At 37.9% G+C, this 19,559-nt stretch carries 20 protein-coding genes and 1 other annotated feature; all 20 genes read right to left on the bottom strand.

Annotated features, from left to right (window positions below; genetic code table 11):
• Window positions 1-105 precede the first annotated feature (105 nt).
• Entirely contained in the window at window positions 106-531 is a 426-nt protein-coding gene (rplK, locus tag ACFYKX_RS24910) for a 50S ribosomal protein L11 (RefSeq protein ID WP_019157072.1), read from the bottom strand.
• A 169-nt stretch (window positions 532-700) separates the two neighbouring features.
• A complete protein-coding gene (gene nusG / locus ACFYKX_RS24905) occupies window positions 701-1,234 on the bottom strand; it encodes a transcription termination/antitermination protein NusG (protein WP_389364666.1) in 534 nt (177 codons plus the stop codon).
• A 319-nt stretch (window positions 1,235-1,553) separates the two neighbouring features.
• Window positions 1,554-1,733 carry a preprotein translocase subunit SecE gene (gene secE, locus ACFYKX_RS24900; RefSeq protein ID WP_389364664.1) on the bottom strand — a complete coding sequence of 60 codons (180 nt, stop codon included), beginning with the start codon at window positions 1,731-1,733 and terminating at the stop codon, window positions 1,554-1,556.
• A gap of 52 nt (window positions 1,734-1,785) precedes the next feature.
• Window positions 1,786-1,929 carry a 50S ribosomal protein L33 gene (gene rpmG / locus ACFYKX_RS24895; RefSeq protein WP_389364662.1) on the bottom strand — a complete coding sequence of 48 codons (144 nt, stop codon included), beginning with the start codon at window positions 1,927-1,929 and terminating at the stop codon, window positions 1,786-1,788.
• Window positions 1,930-2,114: 185 nt separating this feature from the next.
• Window positions 2,115-2,726, bottom strand: a complete 612-nt coding sequence (sigH, locus tag ACFYKX_RS24890; RefSeq protein WP_389364796.1) for an RNA polymerase sporulation sigma factor SigH — start codon at window positions 2,724-2,726, stop codon at window positions 2,115-2,117.
• 119 nt (window positions 2,727-2,845) lie between these two features.
• Window positions 2,846-3,355: an NYN domain-containing protein gene (locus ACFYKX_RS24885; protein ID WP_389364660.1), complete on the bottom strand. Its 510-nt coding sequence runs from the start codon at window positions 3,353-3,355 to the stop codon at window positions 2,846-2,848.
• A gap of 3 nt (window positions 3,356-3,358) precedes the next feature.
• On the bottom strand, window positions 3,359-4,102 hold the full coding sequence (gene rlmB / locus ACFYKX_RS24880) for a 23S rRNA (guanosine(2251)-2'-O)-methyltransferase RlmB (RefSeq protein ID WP_389364658.1): 744 nt from the start codon (window positions 4,100-4,102) through the stop codon (window positions 3,359-3,361).
• Window positions 4,099-4,524 carry a Mini-ribonuclease 3 gene (locus ACFYKX_RS24875; RefSeq protein ID WP_389364656.1) on the bottom strand — a complete coding sequence of 142 codons (426 nt, stop codon included), beginning with the start codon at window positions 4,522-4,524 and terminating at the stop codon, window positions 4,099-4,101. The genes rlmB and ACFYKX_RS24875 overlap by 4 nt, the downstream gene beginning before the upstream one ends.
• A 3-nt stretch (window positions 4,525-4,527) precedes the next feature.
• Window positions 4,528-5,925, bottom strand: a complete 1,398-nt coding sequence (cysS, locus tag ACFYKX_RS24870) for a cysteine--tRNA ligase (RefSeq protein ID WP_389364654.1) — start codon at window positions 5,923-5,925, stop codon at window positions 4,528-4,530.
• On the bottom strand, window positions 5,906-6,574 hold the full coding sequence (gene cysE / locus ACFYKX_RS24865) for a serine O-acetyltransferase (RefSeq protein ID WP_389364653.1): 669 nt from the start codon (window positions 6,572-6,574) through the stop codon (window positions 5,906-5,908). Before cysE ends, cysS begins: the two co-directional genes overlap by 20 nt.
• A 104-nt stretch (window positions 6,575-6,678) precedes the next feature.
• Window positions 6,679-6,942 (bottom strand) — a binding site (T-box leader).
• 67 nt (window positions 6,943-7,009) lie between these two features.
• Window positions 7,010-8,455 carry a glutamate--tRNA ligase gene (gene gltX, locus ACFYKX_RS24860; protein WP_389364651.1) on the bottom strand — a complete coding sequence of 482 codons (1,446 nt, stop codon included), beginning with the start codon at window positions 8,453-8,455 and terminating at the stop codon, window positions 7,010-7,012.
• A 196-nt stretch (window positions 8,456-8,651) separates the two neighbouring features.
• Complete coding sequence (gene ispF, locus ACFYKX_RS24855; RefSeq protein WP_389364649.1) at window positions 8,652-9,131, bottom strand: 2-C-methyl-D-erythritol 2,4-cyclodiphosphate synthase; 480 nt, start codon at window positions 9,129-9,131, stop codon at window positions 8,652-8,654.
• 32 nt (window positions 9,132-9,163) lie between these two features.
• Window positions 9,164-9,847, bottom strand: a complete 684-nt coding sequence (gene ispD / locus ACFYKX_RS24850) for a 2-C-methyl-D-erythritol 4-phosphate cytidylyltransferase (protein WP_389364647.1) — start codon at window positions 9,845-9,847, stop codon at window positions 9,164-9,166.
• 202 nt (window positions 9,848-10,049) lie between these two features.
• A complete protein-coding gene (locus tag ACFYKX_RS24845) occupies window positions 10,050-11,135 on the bottom strand; it encodes a PIN/TRAM domain-containing protein (RefSeq protein WP_389364646.1) in 1,086 nt (361 codons plus the stop codon).
• A 321-nt stretch (window positions 11,136-11,456) separates the two neighbouring features.
• Window positions 11,457-12,530, bottom strand: coding sequence for a DNA integrity scanning diadenylate cyclase DisA (gene disA / locus ACFYKX_RS24840; RefSeq protein WP_389364644.1), 1,074 nt, complete (start codon window positions 12,528-12,530; stop codon window positions 11,457-11,459).
• A gap of 4 nt (window positions 12,531-12,534) precedes the next feature.
• A complete protein-coding gene (gene radA, locus ACFYKX_RS24835; protein ID WP_389364642.1) occupies window positions 12,535-13,914 on the bottom strand; it encodes a DNA repair protein RadA in 1,380 nt (459 codons plus the stop codon).
• Window positions 13,915-14,263: 349 nt separating this feature from the next.
• Window positions 14,264-16,699 (bottom strand): ATP-dependent protease ATP-binding subunit ClpC, encoded by a 2,436-nt coding sequence (clpC, locus tag ACFYKX_RS24830; RefSeq protein ID WP_389364641.1) that lies wholly within the window; start codon window positions 16,697-16,699, stop codon window positions 14,264-14,266.
• A 22-nt stretch (window positions 16,700-16,721) separates the two neighbouring features.
• Complete coding sequence (locus ACFYKX_RS24825) at window positions 16,722-17,786, bottom strand: protein arginine kinase (protein ID WP_389364639.1); 1,065 nt, start codon at window positions 17,784-17,786, stop codon at window positions 16,722-16,724.
• A 2-nt stretch (window positions 17,787-17,788) separates the two neighbouring features.
• On the bottom strand, window positions 17,789-18,337 hold the full coding sequence (locus tag ACFYKX_RS24820; protein ID WP_389364637.1) for a UvrB/UvrC motif-containing protein: 549 nt from the start codon (window positions 18,335-18,337) through the stop codon (window positions 17,789-17,791).
• A gap of 86 nt (window positions 18,338-18,423) precedes the next feature.
• Window positions 18,424-18,885 carry a CtsR family transcriptional regulator gene (locus tag ACFYKX_RS24815; RefSeq protein WP_389364635.1) on the bottom strand — a complete coding sequence of 154 codons (462 nt, stop codon included), beginning with the start codon at window positions 18,883-18,885 and terminating at the stop codon, window positions 18,424-18,426.
• Window positions 18,886-19,559: the final 674 nt, after the last annotated feature.

The raw sequence follows: 19,559 nt of genomic DNA, 5'->3' as shown, positions 1-19,559 counted from the left end.
CCTATAATGTGGTTTTAGCGGAATAACCTCCCACGAATAAAGGTTGCGAGTGAAACCTAATTCAGCGTCGCAACCTCCCGTTACCTTACCTTTTACACATAAGCATTAGTCTTCGATTACGATACCCATGCTGCGTGCAGTACCTTCAACCATACGCATAGCCGCTTCAACGCTAGCTGCATTTAGATCAGGCATTTTTGATTCAGCAATCTCGCGTACTTTATCACGCTTGACTGTAGCTACTTTATTACGGTTTGGTTCACCAGAACCAGACTCAATTCCAGCCGCTTTCTTAAGAAGAACTGCAGCAGGAGGAGTTTTCGTAATAAATGTAAATGAACGGTCCTCAAAAACCGTAATTTCAACAGGAATGATTAAACCAGCTTGTTCAGCTGTACGAGCATTAAACTCCTTACAGAATCCCATAATGTTAACACCGGCTTGACCTAGTGCAGGACCAACTGGTGGAGCTGGATTAGCTTTAGCAGCAGGGATTTGCAATTTAACAACCTTAATTACTTTTTTAGCCACGAGACACACCTCCTTAAAGTCCGTGATGTGGTAATAGGGGTTTGTCCCCTCCCACTCATCTTATAGTCTTTATATCAATAAAGAACTTGACAATATTAAATCTCATTGTGAGACATACTGACCTATGAAATATTAACACTTTTTAAAGTGCTTTTCAAGTTTTTTCAAATTATAATTTTTTAATTTGTGTAAAATCCAGTTCTACAGGGGTGTCACGACCGAACATATTTACAAGAACCTTGATCTTCGCTTTATCTTTATCAATGTCCTCGATCGTACCAGTGAAGTTAGCAAATGGCCCCTCTTGTACTTGAACGGTTTCTCCTAATTCGAAGTTGATATCTACACGTCTTTCTTCAACGCCTAAGCTCTTCAGAATGGTAGCAACTTCCTCAGGTAATAACGGTGTCGGTTTTGACCCTGAGCCCGCTGATCCTACGAAACCAGTAACCCCTGGTGTATTACGAACTACGTACCAAGAGTCATCAGTCATGACGATTTCTACTAATACGTATCCAGGAAACACCTTGCGTTTTACCACTTTCTTCTTACCGTTTTTTAATTCAGTTTCTTCTTCTTCGGGAACAATTACACGAAAAATTTTATCTTCCATTCCCATTGTTTCAACACGTTTCTCTAAGTTCGTTTTTACTTTGTTTTCATAACCTGAGTAAGTATGAACCACGTACCAATTCTTTTCCATTGATCAGGACGAAATGTCCTTCCCTCCCTGTTTTTAAGATTTAAACTTTTGTTAAACCGTCATGCTTGTCCTTTAAAGGCCAATTTCGTAGATACCGTTATACTAATTATGTATCAAGGGATATAAGGGTAAACAGAGGAACTGTTTGGGGTACGTAAAAAGTTGCCCCAAGATAGCCTGATCAATGTCATCTCTTATATCCAAGTAAACAGCAAAGGTGCAAAACAGCCTTTTTTAAGCAAATTAAAAAACCCGTTTCCGGGCTTTGTAAATGTTTCCTGTGTTATTTTCCATTATACCATTAGACTACAGGGGTTATTCAAGGAATTAAACGGATTAATTCAGAAATCCCTAAATCAATTACAGCAAAGAATAGAGCAAAGAAAATAACTGTTGCTAATACAGTGACAGTGTAGTTCGTTAATTCTTTACGTTTTGGCCAGCTGACCTTACGCATTTCACGCCCTACATCTTTGAAAAAGTTAATAATGCGCTGCATATCTGAAACCTCCAACTTTCTAGAGATAGCTTACTAATCTATTTGATAACCTTTATTTCGTTTCACGGTGGATCGTATGAGCACTACAAGTTTTACAATGTTTCTTAAGTTGTAACCGCTCCGCTTCTTTATTGCTCATCGTTGAATAATTTCTAGAGCCACATTCAACACAAGCAAGAACGACCTTCTTTGTCACGGGAAACCCACCTACTATGTTCATCTATTTTATCCTTAAAAACTTTATCATGGACAAAAGTCAATGTCAACAAGAGGAAAAAAGCAGCATTAACCAGTTAATGCTGTCGCAAGGCTCTGTTACAAACTTTACGTATAAAAACTTTACAGATACTTCCTTTAAAAAACTTAGTCGCTACAAGTCGTTTACAGAGTAAACTCTCTAACTTCTAAATATCTTTCTAGCTTCCGCTTCACTCTTTGTAGAGCATTATCAATCGACTTTACATGCCTATTAAGCTCTTCTGATATCTCTTGGTACGATTGACCGTCTAAGTATAAGGCAAGAACTTTTCTTTCTAAATCACTAAGAAGTTCCGCCATTTTCACTTCAATTTGATCAAATTCTTCCTGACTGATAATCAATTCCTCAGGATCCATCACTTTCGCACCGGAAATAACGTCCATAAGGGTCCGATCTGACTCTTCATCATAAATCGGCTTGTCCAAAGAAACGTAGGAGTTTAACGGAATGTGTTTTTGTCTTGTAGCCGTTTTAATGGCAGTAATAATTTGTCTTGTAATACAAAGTTCAGCAAATGCTTTAAAAGAAGTAAGCTTGTCCTCTTTGAAATCACGAATCGCCTTATAAAGACCAATCATACCTTCTTGAACAATATCTTCTTTATCTGCACCGATTAAGAAATAGGACCTTGCTTTTGCTCGAACAAAATTTCGATACTTATGAATTAAGTAATCTAACGCTTCACTCTCACCCTTGTGCACTAATTCTACTATTTCTTCATCTTCTAGATGCATGTAGCCTATAAAATTTTCGTTGGTTTTTGTCTTGTAGTCAGCACTCACGTAGGATCCCCCCGACCGCACAAGCATAGTTAGTAATATTATACAGTAGCTATTTTTAAAGCGTCAACCAGTCATCTTTCTCCTCTACGCCATTTTTCAAAAATTTCTGCCATTTCATCACTTAATGGAATCTTGGAACTAGGCCGTTTTTCTTGTATATTTTTTACTTTTTTTTCTATTCTTTTTTCCACAGATTCCATTTCATTAAGGAGCTCTCTAGCTGACTTTCTTAGAGCTCCTTGTCCAAAAATGGCCCACTGTTCCGTAAAATCAGAAGTGGCAACATGAACCTGTGTTTTGCGGTTATTTAGATCAATTGCGAGCCTTTCAATTCTCTCATCAGCTGTCTCGTTATTTCTTGTAAAAATAACTTCAACTTTATAGTTTTTATATTTTTTCTCCGTCCCTTTTACAAAATGAGCATCAAAAACAATGATGACTCTATAACCTGAGTACGCCTGATACTCCGCCATTTTCTCTACTAATCGATCCCGAGCAGAAGCTAAGTCTTTGTTTTTCAAATCTCTTAACTCTGGCCAAGCCCCGATTATGTTATATCCATCAACGATAAGGATGTCCATTTTTTATCCCTCAAGAGGGTGACGTTTCCGGTAGACCTCATACATTAAAAGGGCCGCAGCAACTGAAGCGTTCAATGAGGTAACATGACCTTTCATCGGTAAGTGTATGAGGAAATCACATTTATCTCGAATGAGACGACCCATCCCTTTTCCTTCACTTCCAATTACTAATCCTAACGGAAGTGTGCCATCAAAAGAACGGAAATCCTCTTTTCCTTTTGCATCAGTACCAGCAATCCATACTCCTCTTTCCTTTAGCTCATCAATCGTTCTTGCCATATTGGTGACTCGAACAACAGGAACATATTCAATGGCACCGGTTGAAGCTTTTGCTACAGTAGATGTTAATCCCACAGCTCGTCTCTTCGGTATGATGATTCCATGGGCCCCCACCGCATCAGCTGTTCTCATGACAGATCCCAAGTTGTGAGGATCCTCAATCTCATCCAAAAGCATAAAAAATGGAGCTTCGTTTTTCTTTTCAGCTGCAGCAAATAAATCATCAAGTTCGGCATACTCATAAGCTGCCACCTGAGCAACAACACCTTGATGATTCCCCTCTACAAGTTGATCAATTTTCTTTTTCGGAACAAATTGAACTAGAACATTTCTTTCTCTCGCTAAGCCAACCACCTGCTGCATTTGTCCTTTTTGCGAACCTTCCGCAACTAAAATCTTATTCACATCCCGATCTGATTTCAGCGCTTCAATAACTGGATTTTTCCCAATGATGTAATCCTGGCTCATTTCACAACTCCTCCTTTCTGTTCTTCGACTAATTTTAGGGAGATCATAATAATCTCTTTCAATCTCTCTTCTCGTTTTAGTAAATAAAGGTAACCAATTAAAGCTTCAAAAGCAGTACCATATCGGTAAGTTTGAACATCCGTATTTTTAGGAACCGAACCAGACTTAGCATTGCGTCCTCTTTTAACAACCGCTATTTCCTCATCACTTAATAAGTTTTCTGCAAGAAAATAGTGGATGATATGAGATTGCGCCTTTGCCGAAACATATTTAGTTGCTTCACGGTGAAGCTGGTTAGGCCTCACACTTCCCATTTCAAGGAGGTGATGCCGAACGTATTGTTCAAAAACAGCATCACCCATATAAGCAAGAGCTAAACTATTCAATTGTTTTACATCAAGGCTGCTTTCATATGGAATCATGAACTATCCTCTTTTCCATCTCGTACCTTGTGGTGTATCTTCTAAAATAATATTCATTTCTTTCAGTTGGTCACGAATTTGATCGGATAATTGGAAATTACGCTCTTTACGCGCCTGAATACGTTTTTCGATTAACTCTTCAATCTCTTCGTCTAGCAATTCTTCGTTTTCTAACGTAAGACCTAACACGGAGAATAATGTTTCAAATTCGTTTAAAAATGCATCAATGACTGCAACAGAAGTATTCTTTTCCATCAGGTAAAGATTTGCTAGCTTTGAAAGATCGAATAAAACGGAAATCGCATTTGCCGTGTTGAAATCATCATCCATAGCAACAATGAATTCTTCGTGTAAAACTTTCACTTGCTCCAACCATTTTTCGTTGTTCTCAGTTAAATCCGTACTAGATTGTTTACGGTGCTTTAAGTTTTGATAAGATGTTTTTAGTCGATCAAACGCAGCTGCCGTATTCTCAAGAAGTTCATCGGAATAGTTAATTGGATTTCGGTAGTGAACAGCAAGCATAAAGAATCTCAATACTTGTGGGTCATGCTTTTTAATAATGTCGTGAACTAATACAAAGTTCCCAAGCGATTTAGACATCTTTTCATTATCAATGTTGATATATCCGTTATGCATCCAGTAACGAGAAAACTGTTTATCATTCATTGCTTCCGATTGAGCAATTTCATTTTCGTGATGTGGGAAAGTTAAGTCTTGCCCACCAGCATGAATATCGATGGTGTCACCTAAATATTTTTTTGCCATAGCTGAGCACTCAATATGCCAACCTGGTCTCCCTTTCCCCCAAGGGCTATCCCAAGAGATTTCACCTGGCTTAGCCGCTTTCCATAGTACAAAGTCTAAGGCATCTTGTTTCTTTTCTCCTATAGCAATTCGAGTTCCAAGGCGAAGTTCGTCAATCGATTGATGCGAAAGTTTCCCATACTCTTTAAATTTACGCGTTTGGAAATAAACATCTCCTTCAGACTCATAGGCAAAACCTTTTTCAATTAAAGTCGAAATAAATTCTAGAATAATATCCATGCTCTCTGTTACTTTAGGGTGCACATCTGCCTTTCTGCAACCTAGTGCTGTAACATCCTCGAAGTAAGCATCAATGAATCTTTCAGAGAGCTCTGAAACCTCTTCCCCTAACTCATTTGCAGCACGAATGATCTTGTCATCAACATCCGTAAAGTTTGAAACATACTGTACTTCATATCCTCTGTATTCTAAATATCTCCTAACTGTATCGAATACAATCGGCGGACGAGCATTTCCTATATGAATATAATTATAAACTGTAGGTCCACAAACATACATTTTCACTTTCCCTTCTTCAAGGGGAATAAAGGGTTCTTTCTGCCTCGTTAACGTATTATAAAGTTGAACGGCCATGTTCCAGGCTCCTTTCTTTTTTCAGCTCTTCCAATTCTCTTTTTAATGCATCCATTTCCTTTTCCATTTGAATGAATCGATCCCCTGTTGGGTCAGGAAGATCACAATGGTTCAGGTCCTTATTAATTTTTACACCATCTCGGATTACAACTTTTCCTGGTATTCCTACAACGGTTGAATTTGGGGGAACATCTTTAAGTACAACAGAACCCGCCCCAATTTTTGAGTATTCCCCAACCGTGATGGAACCCAATACTTTCGCACCCGTAGCAATCAAAGCGTTATCTTTAATTGTCGGATGCCGCTTTCCTTTTTCTTTCCCCGTTCCACCGAGCGTTACGCCCTGGAATATCGTCACATTATCGCCAATTTCACATGTTTCTCCAATAACGACTCCCATCCCATGATCAATAAACAGCCTTCTTCCGATTTGCGCTCCTGGATGGATCTCAATTCCGGTAAAAAAGCGACTTACTTGTGAAATGAATCGTGCCAAGAAAAAGAGCTTTTTCTTATATAAAGCATGTGCCAGACGATGACACCATATCGCATGTAGTCCTGAATAAGTCAGAATAACCTCGAAATAGGTTCTTGCAGCAGGGTCCTGCTCAAAAACAACCTCAACATCTTCCTTCAGCATTTTAAACATATGAACTGCCCTCCTACCTTTAAAAACTCTATAATGTTCTCTTGTTACGCTAAACCTTACAAATATCCAATTAGAGAGAATATAAAAAGCGCCTCTGTCAAAAAGACAGAGACGCTTGTGCGCGGTTCCACTCTGTTTAGACCAAAAAAATCGGTCTCAACTTAAACCTGTTAACGGATGGGTTCCGCCCGGATCTAGTAAAAGGCCACTAACCTTTGTTCGAAACGGGACTCAGAGGTGCATTTCAAAAAGCAAGAGGCCTGAACCACTTTCAGCCGGTGTAAAAATTAAGACGTTCGCTTCATTTTTACTAGATGGTTCTCTCTAAAAAGCTTTACTTCTTTACTTTTCCTCATCAACATTTTAACTATAATCGTTATGCCAAGTAGGCATTTCATCTAATTACTTTTACTATATTATATTTTTTCCAATTTGTTAACTAATAATGCTTGCTAAGCGTTGAATTACTTTTTCTTTTCCTAATAAAGCGATCGCTTTTGGAAGATCTGGACCATGTGTTTGACCTGTAGTGGCTACTCTTATTGGCATGAACAATTTTTTACCCTTTTGTCCAGTTTGTTTTTGAACAGCTTTTATAGCTGCTTTAAGTTCGTCTCCGGTAAACTGCTCAATCTTTTCAACCTCGTTTTTAAAAGAAGCTAATACTTCATTTACACCCTCTTCAGCCAAAACAGCTTTTGCTTCTTCATCAAACTCTAGATCATCTTTATAGAATAGATCTGATAGTTCCACAATCTCAGCACCGAAACTCATTTGGTCATGATAAAGGGCAATTAGGTCTCGTACCCACTGTGTCTCTTCTGTCGCTCTTCCCGATTTAATTAAATGAGGAAGGGCAAGCTTAACCACTGTATCTAAGTCTTGTTGTTTCATGTATTGATTGTTCATCCAAGCTAATTTTTGCTTGTCAAATAACGCTGGTGACTTAGATAGACGACTAGCATCAAAGATTTTAATAAAATCTTCTTTTGAGAAGATCTCCTCTTCTCCAGATGGAGACCAGCCTAATAGCGTAATAAAGTTAAATAACGCTTCGGGTAAATACCCTAACTCTTCATATTGTTCAATAAACTGAATGATGGATTCATCACGCTTACTTAACTTTCTTCTACTTTCATTCACAATTAAAGTCATATGTCCGAAAACCGGTGCATCCCAGTTCAGTGCCTCATAGATCATTAATTGTTTTGGAGTATTCGAAATATGGTCATCTCCACGAAGAACATGAGAGATTTTCATTAAGTAGTCATCTACTACAACCGCATAATTGTAAGTAGGTGTTCCGTCCTTCTTAACAATAACAAAATCGCCACCGACTCCGTCAGATTCAAAGGAAACCTCTCCTTTAACCATATCATCAAAGGTATAAACCTTGCCATTAGGTACACGGAAACGAATGCTCGGGACTCTTCCTTCCCCTTCTAGGCGGTTTCTGTCTTCATCTGTTAAGTTACAGCACTTCCCTGAATAGCCGCTCATTTCATTACGCTCAGATTGTGCTTCTCTTTCTGCTTCAAGCTCTTCTTCAGTACAGTAGCACTTGTAAGCTGCCCCTCTCTCAAGAAGCTCGCTTGTGTATTTCGCGTAAATATCATTTCTCTCAGATTGTCGATATGGTCCAAATTCTCCACCCACATCCACACTTTCATCCCATTCCATTCCTAGCCATTTTAAATATTTTAATTGGCTTTCTTCTCCACCAGCGATATTACGTTTTTTATCTGTATCCTCGATACGAATAATGAATTTACCGCCTTGGCTTTTTGCAAAAAGATAATTAAATAATGCTGTACGTGCATTACCAATATGTAAATGTCCCGTTGGACTCGGAGCGTAACGTACACGAATATCGTTTGTCATAATCATTGCCTCCTGCTTTTAATCCAGATTATTGTATCACTCTGGTTTTATCGAATAAAGTGTAATTATTTTTTCAACCATCCACCTGAAGGTTAGTACTATTGTAAAATAGCAAGTCTGTATGTAGAGCGTGGAGAACCCTCAATTATTACTTGGGAAATAATTGTGTAAGTACTTAATTTACTTTTTCGATATATCATTTCATCGAACTTAGTAATACTACTGCTTGAGAAGCGATTCCTTCTCCTCTTCCCGTAAAACCTAGCTTTTCCGTTGTCGTTGCTTTTACATTAATTTGTTCAGGGTTACATTGTAGTAATCCCGCTATTCTTTCCTTCATTTGTTCAATATAAGGTGCCATTTTGGGCTTTTGTGCAATAATGGTGCAATCCGCATTGACCAACTCATAACCTTGTTCCCGAACTAATGCCCATACGTGCTCTAAAAGCTTCGCAGAATCTGCATCCTTAAAAGCTGGATCTGTATCTGGAAAATGTTTTCCGATATCACCTGCACCAATTGCTCCTAAACAAGCATCAGCAATCGTATGTAATAACACATCTGCGTCTGAATGTCCTAAAAGTCCTTTTTCATAAGGGATTTCAATACCACCAATAATTAACGGACGACCTTCTGCTAATTGGTGAACATCAAATCCTTGTCCTATTCGAAACATAATAATCCTCCTTAAATAACAGTTATATATGTTTAACTTTGTCTTTTTCGAATAATCGCTTCTGCAAAATATAAATCCTCTGGAGTCGTAATCTTTATATTATCATAATTGCCTTCAACTATCTTTACAGGTTCGTTAATCCGCTCTACTAAGCTTGCATCATCCGTCCCGAGGTAGTTGTCTTCATCAGCTTTTTTATGAGCTTTTACCAATAATGAAACACGAAAAGCTTGCGGGGTTTGAATGGCCCACAAGCTAGAACGTTCAACGGTTTCAACCACTTCGGAATGATTCACCCTCTTAATCGTGTCTTTTACAGGAACTGCTAGGACAGCTGCTCCCTCTTTACTCGAAACTTCGACTAGCTGGTGAATTTGCTTCTTGTCAACAAAAGGTCTTGCACCGTCATGAACAAGAACAATTCCTTCCGAGCCAATTTCCTTTAATCCGTTATAAACACTGTGCTGACGCTCCTTTCCCCCTGGAACAAGCGCCTGTACTTTTTTAATCTGATAGGTTTGCAAAAGCGTTTTAAAAGATTTTTCATCTTCACTTGAAATAGCGAGAATAACTCCATCACATGTTTCATCATTTTCAAATACGAATAATGTATGAATCAAGATTGGAACGTTATTCAGTTCAAGAAGCAACTTATTTTTACCTGCTCCCATTCTTTTACCCTGACCTGCTGCAGGAATAATGACTTTGTAGGCCATACCTAACACCCTATCTACTAAAACTTATTTTAGAACCGTCGTATTAGAAAAGCGCAAGCGCCATGATCAGCGCCGTAAAAACTGGAGCTAGGCACCAGTCTAGCTTGGAGAATGTTAAACTTTCTTTCCTAATAAAAAATATGATTTTCGCAAAGAAAAAGCCACAAAGGGCTTTTTCCGGATTTCAAACTATTTGTTTTCATTATAATGCTTTTTCTAGAAGCTTGGGCTTGGCAAAAATCATTCTACCAGCAGATGTTTGTAGTACACTCGTTACAATTACATCGATATGCTTACCGATATAGTCACGTCCATCTTCTACTACAATCATTGTTCCATCGTCTAAATAAGCAACGCCTTGATTGTGTTCTTTTCCATCCTTAATAACTTGGATATTCATTTCTTCACCTGGAAGAACAACTGGTTTAACTGCGTTTGCCAAGTCATTAATGTTAAGAACCCCAACTTTTTGAAGTTCACACACTTTATTTAAATTAAAATCATTGGTAACGACCATTCCATTTGTCAGTTTGGCAAGCTTAACAAGTTTGCTATCTACTTCTTGAATTTCTTCAAAATCGCCTTCATAAATTTCTACGTTCATTGAAAGCTCTTTTTGAATACGATTTAGGATATCTAATCCTCTTCGCCCTCGATTTCGTTTTAGAACATCTGAAGAATCTGCGATATGCTGTAATTCTTCTAATACAAATTGCGGAATGACGATAGTACCCTCAAGAAAACCAGTTTGACAGATGTCAGCAATTCGTCCATCAATAATAACACTTGTATCCAATATTTTAAGGGTGTTGGCACTTACAACGGTTACCTCTTCTTCTTCGCCAGATTTCTTCTTATTCTTTGAGAATAAAGTCAATAACTCGTCTCTCTTTTTAAAACCAACTTGGAAACCTAAATAACCAAATAATAAGGTTAGTAATATAGGAGCAACTGTATTAATGACCGGGACCTCAATCATATTTAGTGCATACCCAATTAGGAAAGCTATGAGCAATCCGAATACAAGACCTACACTACCAAAAATAATATCCGTAATTGGGGCCTTAACTAGAGACTCCTCTACCCACTTTACGAAGTTAACGACATAATCAACCGCCCAAAAAGTAATAAGATAAAAAATAATAGCACCTAAAATAGCGGTCACATAATGATTATTTAAAAACGGAATGTCATCTAAAGAAATTAATGTTAATAGATCAGATATTAAAAATATACCTAGCGTACCACCTATAATAAGGAAGCAGGCTTGAACGATACGTTTTAACATTCCTTCACCTCCTTTTAATCATTATAAACAATTTTTGTAAAATGAAACCTATTATTACACATTATTTTAGCTTTGTAATGAAATCGAAATAAATATTATTTAAATATAACAATATGTGCTAAAAATAGACAATAATCTTTGTGAGAATATACTTGTTCTCAACCTAAGGGTAGCACCGTAAAAATAAAGTGTCAAATGTATACCTTTAACAATTATTCTAGAACCGATGACTCCATACAAATTGGGAAAATAGCCCCTATATAAATAGACGCGTTTTAGGAAAAAAAGGTTCTCCAAAGAAGAACCACTTTTTAAATTCTATTAAAGTTGGCGGTCCGCAAATAACTGTTCTCTAATTAATTTTAAGCCTTCTTTAATCTTTCTAGCTCTTACTTCTCCAATCCCTTCAACATCATCTAATTCTTCCACGGTAGCTTTAATGATTTTTGGTAGCTCTTCGAATCTTTCAATTAGATTTTCAATAATAATGGGAGGGAGTCTAGGAACTTTATTTAACATTCGATACCCTCTGGGACATTTGAATTCATCAATATGGATATAGCCGTTGTATCCTAACAGCTTGAGTGCATCTGTATCATCTAAAACATCTCCATAGGACATCTCTTGTAGCTTCTTAATAATTTCAATGGGATTTACTTGTTTATTTGCTGCATAATCTTTTATGATTAACGCCGCTTCTGACTCCATATCTGTTAAGAGCTCATTCATTTGTAGCCTGATAAGTCGCCCCTCCGTACCTAGCTCACTCAAATAAGTTAAAAGTTCATTTTTTATTCTAAGGACCATTTCAAAGCGATTAATGACTTTTAAAATATCACTGTAGGTTACAATCTCTTCGAATTCCAAGATGCCTAAGTTTGATATACTCTGTTCTAATACTACTTTATATTTTTCTAGTGTTTGAATGGCCTGGTTTGCTTTTGTAAGGATTACTGCTATCTCTCTAAGAGCATAGCGGAAATCCCCTTTATATAATGTGATGACATGTCTACGCTGAGAAATGGCGATTACAAGTGATTTGGTTTGTTTTGCTACACGTTCAGCTGTTCGATGACGCATTCCCGTCTCGGTTGATGGAATGTTTTGATCTGGTGCTAGTTGGGCGTTTGCAATCAGAATCTTATTTCCCTTTTCGCTTAAAATAATCGCTCCATCCATTTTTGCCAATTCATATAAAAAGCTAGGTGTAAATGGACAATCCACTTGAAAGCCACCATCTACAATGCTTTTAACTTTCTCATTACAGCCTAAAACAATCAGTCCACCTGTTTTCGCACGAAGTACATTATCAATCCCTTCTCGGATCGGTGTACCTGGAGCAACGAACTGCAGTATTTCACTCATGGTAGTTTCGCTCCGCTTTCTCTGATCCACGTATTTATCCTCCTAACGTTGCTTTAAGTGCCTCGTTAACTGACTTAACACCAATGATCTCAATCCCTTTTGGACCTTTCCATCCTCCTAAGTTGTTAGCAGGCAGAATAACGCGTTCAAACCCTAGTTTTGCTGCTTCTTGAACCCGCTGTTCAATTCTCGAAACCCTTCTAACTTCTCCCGTTAAGCCTACCTCTCCAATAATACAATCAGTCGCTCGCGATGGCTTATCTTGAAAGCTAGAAACGATACTTACCGCAACGGCTAAATCAATGGCAGGTTCATCTAATTTCACTCCACCAGCAACCTTAAGGTAAGCATCTTGATTTTGTAATAACATCCCTACTCTTTTTTCAAGGACGGCCATTAAAAGAGAGACACGATTATGATCAATTCCTGTCGCCATTCTTCTTGGATTCCCAAAACTTGTAGGGGAGATAAGCGCTTGAATTTCTACTAAAACAGGGCGCGTTCCTTCCATTGAGGCAACAACCGTGGAACCCGCAGCACCTTGAGAACGCTCCTCTAGAAATATCTCTGAAGGATTTTCTACCTCTTCTAAGCCAAACTCCTTCATCTCAAAGATACCCATTTCATTGGTTGATCCAAATCTATTTTTGACCGCTCTAAGGATTCGATAGGTGTGGTGTCTCTCACCTTCAAAATAGAGCACCGTATCAACCATATGTTCTAATAGTCTTGGCCCTGCTATAGAGCCTTCTTTTGTAACATGCCCAACTATAAAAATAGCCACTCCTTTTGTTTTCGCTAATCTCATAAGCTCCGCTGTACACTCTCTTACCTGTGACACACTTCCAGGGGCTGATGTTACATCTGGGTGAAAAATCGTTTGGATGGAATCCACAATAACAAAATTCGGGTCTTCTTTTTCAATCGTACGTGTTATTTCATGTAAATCCGTTTGTGAATATATTAATAACTTCTCAGAAGCTACACCAAGACGGTCAGCCCTAAGTTTTGTCTGTCGCATGGATTCCTCACCAGATATATATAAAACGGACTCATTTTTGTTAGCTAATTGAGATGAAACCTGTAAGAGGAGAGTTGATTTCCCTATCCCAGGGTCCCCACCAATTAATACTAGGGAGCCTTTCACAATTCCCCCACCTAGGACTCTATTTAGTTCATTTAGATCTGTTTTGATTCTCGGTTCACTAATGGTTTCAATGGCGGTAATGGGCGTTGCTTTTGACATGATGGTTGAACCTTCTGAATGGGTAAAAGCCGTTCTTCTACCAGTTGCCTTTTTCTCTACTTCCTCCACCATCGTATTCCATTGTCCACATCCGGGGCATTTCCCCATCCATTTTGCAGATTCATATCCGCATTCTTGACACATAAATTTTGTTTTAATTTTTGCCATGTGTTTCTTCCTCTCTAGGCTTTTATTATTAGGAATTAAGCGCAAATTTTGGGAAATGTTAAGAGGTTATTATTAAGGATTTTAAAAAAATATTATCGTATTTTATACGAACGTGCATGGAATTCGATTTCAAAAATATAATCCGCTTGGATGATAGAGGAACATATACCTAAGTACCATATCAGGAGAAAAATAATAAAGTACTCTCATTTTATTGTTATGTTAATAAAATCCATTTTATTTGTTATACTTCTATATTTTTTCATTAATTATGATTACCAACATTGTTATACAACTTTTAAAAAGGAAAAGGTACACGATATGCTTACGTGTACCTCCTGATGTTGTATTATTTTGTTACTGGCTGACCGGTTTTGACAACAAACTCACCATTTTCAATATCAATGATGACACTTTGCCCTGTCAACACCGTTCCCTTCAATAGCTCTTCGGATAGGCGATCCTCAATATGTTTTTGAATCGCTCTTCTTAATGGACGAGCACCATACTCTGGGTCATATCCTTCTTCAGAGATTTTTTCCTTCGCAGTTTCTGTAAGTTCAAGTGTGATTTCTTGCTCACCTAAGCGCTTGATTAACTGCTCAGACATGAGTGTAACTATTTGTTTTAATTGCTTCTTCTCTAAAGAATGGAAGACGATAATTTCGTCAATACGGTTTAGGAACTCAGGACGGAATGCTTTTTTCAGCTCCTCCATCACTTTTCCTTTCATATCCTTATAATCCTGCTCTCCATCTTGGATATTGAAGCCAACGTATTTGTTACGTTTTAACGCTTCGGCACCTACGTTAGAGGTCATGATTAACACAGTGTTTCTAAAATCAACCGTTCTACCCTTAGAATCTGTTAAACGACCATCTTCTAACACTTGAAGAAGAATATTAAAGACATCCGGGTGAGCCTTTTCAATTTCGTCTAATAAGATAACCGAATAAGGCTTTCTTCTAACCTTCTCAGTTAACTGTCCACCTTCATCATATCCTACATACCCTGGAGGTGACCCTACAAGTCTTGAAGTAGAGTGCTTCTCCATGTACTCAGACATGTCAACACGTATCATTGCATCCTCATCACCGAACATGGCTTCAGCAAGGGCACGAGCTAGTTCTGTTTTACCTACACCAGTTGGGCCTAGGAAAATGAATGAACCAATCGGTCTCTTTGGATCCTTAAGACCAGCACGCGCACGGCGGACTGCCTTAGAAATAGCTTTAACAGCTTCTTCTTGACCAATGACTCTTGAATGTAGAATATCTTCAAGGTTTAACAGTTTTTCTGTTTCAGTTTGAGCCAATTTAGATACTGGGATTCCAGTCCAGCTAGAAACAACATGAGCAATATCTTCAACCGTTACCTCTGTATTTTCTTGGCCTTGTTTTTCTTTCCAAGTCTTCTTCGTTTCTTCTAGTTGCTCACGGAATCGTTGTTCAGAGTCTCTTAATGAAGCTGCCTTTTCAAACTCTTGGCTTTGAACTGCCGCATCTTTTTCTTTTCTAACTTCCTCAAGCTTCGCTTCAAGTTCTTTTAAGTTCGGAGGCGTCGTATACGAGCGTAAACGTACCTTTGATCCTGCCTCATCAATCAGGTCGATGGCTTTATCCGGAAGGAAGCGATCTGAAATGTAACGATCAGAAAGCTTAACCGCTGCGTCAATGGCAGCATCCGTAATCGATACACGGTGATGTGCTTCATAGCGGTCGCGTAATCCTTTTAAAATTTGAACAGATTCTTCAGCAGATGGCTCATCAACCATGATTGGTTGGAAACGACGCTCTAGTGCAGCATCTTTTTCAATATATTTACGATATTCATCAAGTGTAGTAGCACCAATACATTGAAGTTCTCCACGAGCTAATGATGGCTTTAAGATGTTCGATGCATCAATTGCACCTTCTGCCCCACCAGCTCCGATTAATGTATGAAGCTCATCAATGAACAAAATAATATTTCCTGCTTGGCGAATTTCATCCATAACTTTTTTCAAGCGATCCTCAAATTCACCACGATATTTTGTACCAGCAACAACTGTACCCATATCCAGTGTCATAACGCGCTTATCACGTAAAGTTTCTGGCACTTCATTGTTGATGATTTGTTGAGCAAGACCTTCAGCGATGGCTGTTTTCCCTACACCAGGTTCCCCAATAAGCACCGGGTTATTTTTCGTTCTACGACTTAACACTTCAATGACACGCTGAATTTCTTTGCTTCTCCCAATTACAGGGTCCAGGCTACCTTCTCTCGCGATAGCTGTTAAGTCTCTTGCTAAACTATCAAGTGTTGGTGTATTTGCACTTGCCGCTGAGCCTCCTTGATGATTGCCCGACTCACTACTTCCAAGTAACTGTAATACTTGCTGACGAGCTTTATTTAGACTAACGCCCAGATTATTTAACACTCGTGCAGCTACCCCTTCGCCCTCACGAATTAATCCTAGAAGGATATGTTCTGTACCTACGTATGAATGACCTAATTTACGAGCCTCATCCATCGAAAGCTCGATGACTTTCTTTGCTCGAGGCGTATAATGAATGGTTTGAGAAGCATCTTGCCCTCTGCCGATTAAGTTTTCTACTTCTTTTTGAATTTTTTCAGAACCTAAGCCAAGTGCATATAATGCTTTAGCTGCGATTCCTTCTCCTTCACGTACAAGTCCTAGTAAAATATGCTCTGTTCCTATATTATTATGACCTAGTCTAATAGCTTCTTCTTGTGCTAATGCTAAAACTTTCTGGGCTCTCTCTGTAAAGCGTCCAAACATCATGTTTTCGTCCTCCCTACTAATTTTAGTTTTCCATATTTAATCTTTCACGAATAAATGAAGCACGCCTAATGTCACGTTCATTCGGTCGCAACGGACCTCCTGCATATTGTTGTAAAAAGCCTGGCTGAGTGAGGATCATTAATTCATTTAAAATGTTTTTGGAGATATTTTTTATATAACCCATATCTATTCCAAGTCGAACATCTGATAAACAGCTAGCTGCTTCTTTTGATTCGATGATCCGACTGTTAGATAAAATTCCATAAGAGCGATAGACTCTGTCTTCTAATTGTATGTTCGAAGTTTTTGCTAATGCTTCCCGAGCAGATCTTTCCTGAGAAATTAACTGCCCTACCACGCTTTTCAAATCTTCTACGATGTCCTCTTCAGATTTTCCAAGTGTGATTTGATTAGATATTTGAAAAATATTCCCTAATGCTTCGCTGCCTTCCCCATAAATTCCTCTAACCACTAGACCAAGTTGACTAATAGCTGGAATAATACGATTCATTTGTTGAGTAAGGATTAGACCTGGAAGATGCATCATTACGGATGCTCTCATACCTGTACCAACATTTGTTGGGCAGCTTGTTAAGTATCCTATTTTTTCATCAAAAGCATAGTCTACGTTCTTTTCAATGGAATCATCAAGTTGATTAGCCATTTCTAGGGCTTCCGTTATTTGAAATCCTGGGAATAAACATTGTATTCGAATATGATCCTCTTCATTAATCATAATGCTCACTTCTTCATTTTGTGAAAGTAAGCAAGCACCGAAGCTTGAGTTTTCTGCTAGATGCGGACTGATTAAATGCTTCTCCATCAATACTCTTTTTTGTAGAGGCTGTAATTCATCCATTTTTAAAAGTTCAAGTTCCCCTAGTTCTTTGAGCTCAAGGTTTTTCACACTCTCTACCACATCTTCAACAACAGCTTTTGCTTCCTCATTTGAAAATAAAGTAGGGAACTTATATTTACTTATATTCCTAGCTAACCGAATTCGGGAGCTCAACACGATGTCTGAGTCTGGTCCCTCCGAACTCATCCAGGAACTAATAGCCTGATTGATAAAGCGTTCTAAAGACAAAATTATTCCCCTCCCTCTTTAAAAGTTGCTAACTTTTTTTCTAAAGAGCGAATTTCATCTCGAACTCCTGCTGCTTCTTCAAATTCTTCTGTTGTAATAAGAGTTTTTAATTTCTGTTTTAACTCATCAAGGTTTTTTCTAAGGTGGATATTTCCACCTATACGCATAGGAATCTTCCCATTATGAGTCCAATTTCCACTGTGTAAACGTCTCAATATAGGCTTAAGTTGTTCATTAAACGCCTCATAGCAATTGGCACATCCAAAACGACCTACTTTTATAAACTGTTGAAACGTCATCGAGCAAACCTCACATTGAGGTATTTGCTCCTGATAAATAGGTTCTTTAGTAGAAGGTTTAAACGTACTATCCATATTTAACAAGCCTGCTAAAAGATTATTAATAGAAAACCCGCCACCACTGCCAAGCATAAAGCTCTCACCTTTTTCTTGAGCACATCTTTCACATAAATGGAAAACGGTCTTTTCTCCATTATTAATTTTCGTAAAATGTAAAGTTGCTGGTCTTTCATTACACTCTTGGCATATCACAAATATTCACCTCTCCAGCTAAGACCTTTCATATATAATTTTAAAATTATGAGCCCCCCTACTTGGGGTTGTATAATAAAGACATTTTATTTATATTTCAAGCTAGTAAGCATGGCCTTCAGCATCCTTGCCCGAAGTTCATCTCTATAAGGAAGGTCTATATATAAAACGGACCGATCGATCACACTAAGCATGATTTTCGCTTCTCTTTTAGATATAACATCTTCTTCAACCAAGCGAAAAATGACACTCTCAGCTGTATTCTGAGGGATACGGTTTTCTATTAGGGAGAGTATTTGATCAATAAGATGAGCATCATCATAAGACTGTACCTTCATTATGCGGATATATCCCCCGCCACCTCGTTTACTTTCAACGAGATACCCTTTTTCAATTGTAAATCGCGTGTTGATTACATAATTTATTTGAGAAGGTACACATTGAAATTTATCAGCGATTTCACTTCTTTTTATTTCCACATGTTCTCGTTCGCTCAAATCCAATACTTGTTTTAAGTATTGTTCAATGATATCGGAGATGTTTTTCACCTAACCCCCTCCTATCTGACTTTGACTATATTTGACTTTAATTATACATGAAGTCCTTAATCCGTTGCAATTAACAACACTCTAATAATTTCCCCATTTTTTTGACATCTCAAACCCGTACGTGCTATTAAAAATGAGAATTGGTAGTTTTTTTGGGAAAGAAGTTGGGTGTTTTGGTGTTAGGAGGTGTTTAAATTTTGTTTATTGGATAGGGGGCGTTTACTATTTAAGGTGCGTCTACTAACGGAGCTAGTATATTTGGAGTTGAATTCATTAATTGATTTAATTTGTGGGGCGTCGATTAATTCAACCGTTTATCTGATTAAGACTCAACTGTTTGAAATGATAAACGTGAATTTGTGATAAACGTGCATATATTTTTAATTTCGTGCATATCTCTTTTAGTTTCGTGCATATATTTTCTTTATTGTTTCATATAAGTTGAAATTTGTTTCATTTCCTCCAGAATAGAAAAGAATTGATCATGTTTTATTAAGAAATAGCTGGAAAAAGCATGAGAAAACCTTAAATCTATCCTCTGATTAATGGTTCAACGTCAAATGTTGGGGTGGAGTCAATTTTACTTCACCCTTATCCAATATGAACACCCATTTTTTTATACTTATGTGTCAATAATATCTTTGCTCTAAAACGCTTAAAACTCCTAAAACCAA

Origin of the sequence: Cytobacillus spartinae (genome assembly GCF_042865285.1) — a bacterium.
Lineage (GTDB): Bacteria > Bacillota > Bacilli > Bacillales > Cytobacillaceae > Robertmurraya_A > Robertmurraya_A spartinae.
Note: the sequence above shows the minus strand (reverse complement) of the source record. Positions and strands in the feature narration are given on the sequence as shown.

Bases quoted from the DNA above. Each gene is read 5' to 3' on its own strand.
- nusG (WP_389364666.1), bottom strand. From the start codon at position 1,234: ATGGAAAAGAATTGGTACGTGGTTCATACTTACTCAGGTTATGAAAAC.
- secE (WP_389364664.1), bottom strand. From the start codon at position 1,733: ATGCAGCGCATTATTAACTTTTTCAAAGATGTAGGGCGTGAAATGCGT.
- sigH (WP_389364796.1), bottom strand. From the start codon at position 2,726: ATGCATCTAGAAGATGAAGAAATAGTAGAATTAGTGCACAAGGGTGAG.
- ACFYKX_RS24885 (WP_389364660.1), bottom strand. From the start codon at position 3,355: ATGGACATCCTTATCGTTGATGGATATAACATAATCGGGGCTTGGCCA.
- rlmB (WP_389364658.1), bottom strand. From the start codon at position 4,102: ATGAGCCAGGATTACATCATTGGGAAAAATCCAGTTATTGAAGCGCTG.
- ACFYKX_RS24875 (WP_389364656.1), bottom strand. From the start codon at position 4,524: ATGATTCCATATGAAAGCAGCCTTGATGTAAAACAATTGAATAGTTTA.
- cysS (WP_389364654.1), bottom strand. From the start codon at position 5,925: ATGGCCGTTCAACTTTATAATACGTTAACGAGGCAGAAAGAACCCTTT.
- cysE (WP_389364653.1), bottom strand. From the start codon at position 6,574: ATGTTTAAAATGCTGAAGGAAGATGTTGAGGTTGTTTTTGAGCAGGAC.
- gltX (WP_389364651.1), bottom strand. From the start codon at position 8,455: ATGACAAACGATATTCGTGTACGTTACGCTCCGAGTCCAACGGGACAT.
- ispF (WP_389364649.1), bottom strand. From the start codon at position 9,131: ATGTTTCGAATAGGACAAGGATTTGATGTTCACCAATTAGCAGAAGGT.
- ispD (WP_389364647.1), bottom strand. From the start codon at position 9,847: ATGGCCTACAAAGTCATTATTCCTGCAGCAGGTCAGGGTAAAAGAATG.
- ACFYKX_RS24845 (WP_389364646.1), bottom strand. From the start codon at position 11,135: ATGTTAAAACGTATCGTTCAAGCCTGCTTCCTTATTATAGGTGGTACG.
- radA (WP_389364642.1), bottom strand. From the start codon at position 13,914: ATGGCAAAAATTAAAACAAAATTTATGTGTCAAGAATGCGGATATGAA.
- clpC (WP_389364641.1), bottom strand. From the start codon at position 16,699: ATGATGTTTGGACGCTTTACAGAGAGAGCCCAGAAAGTTTTAGCATTA.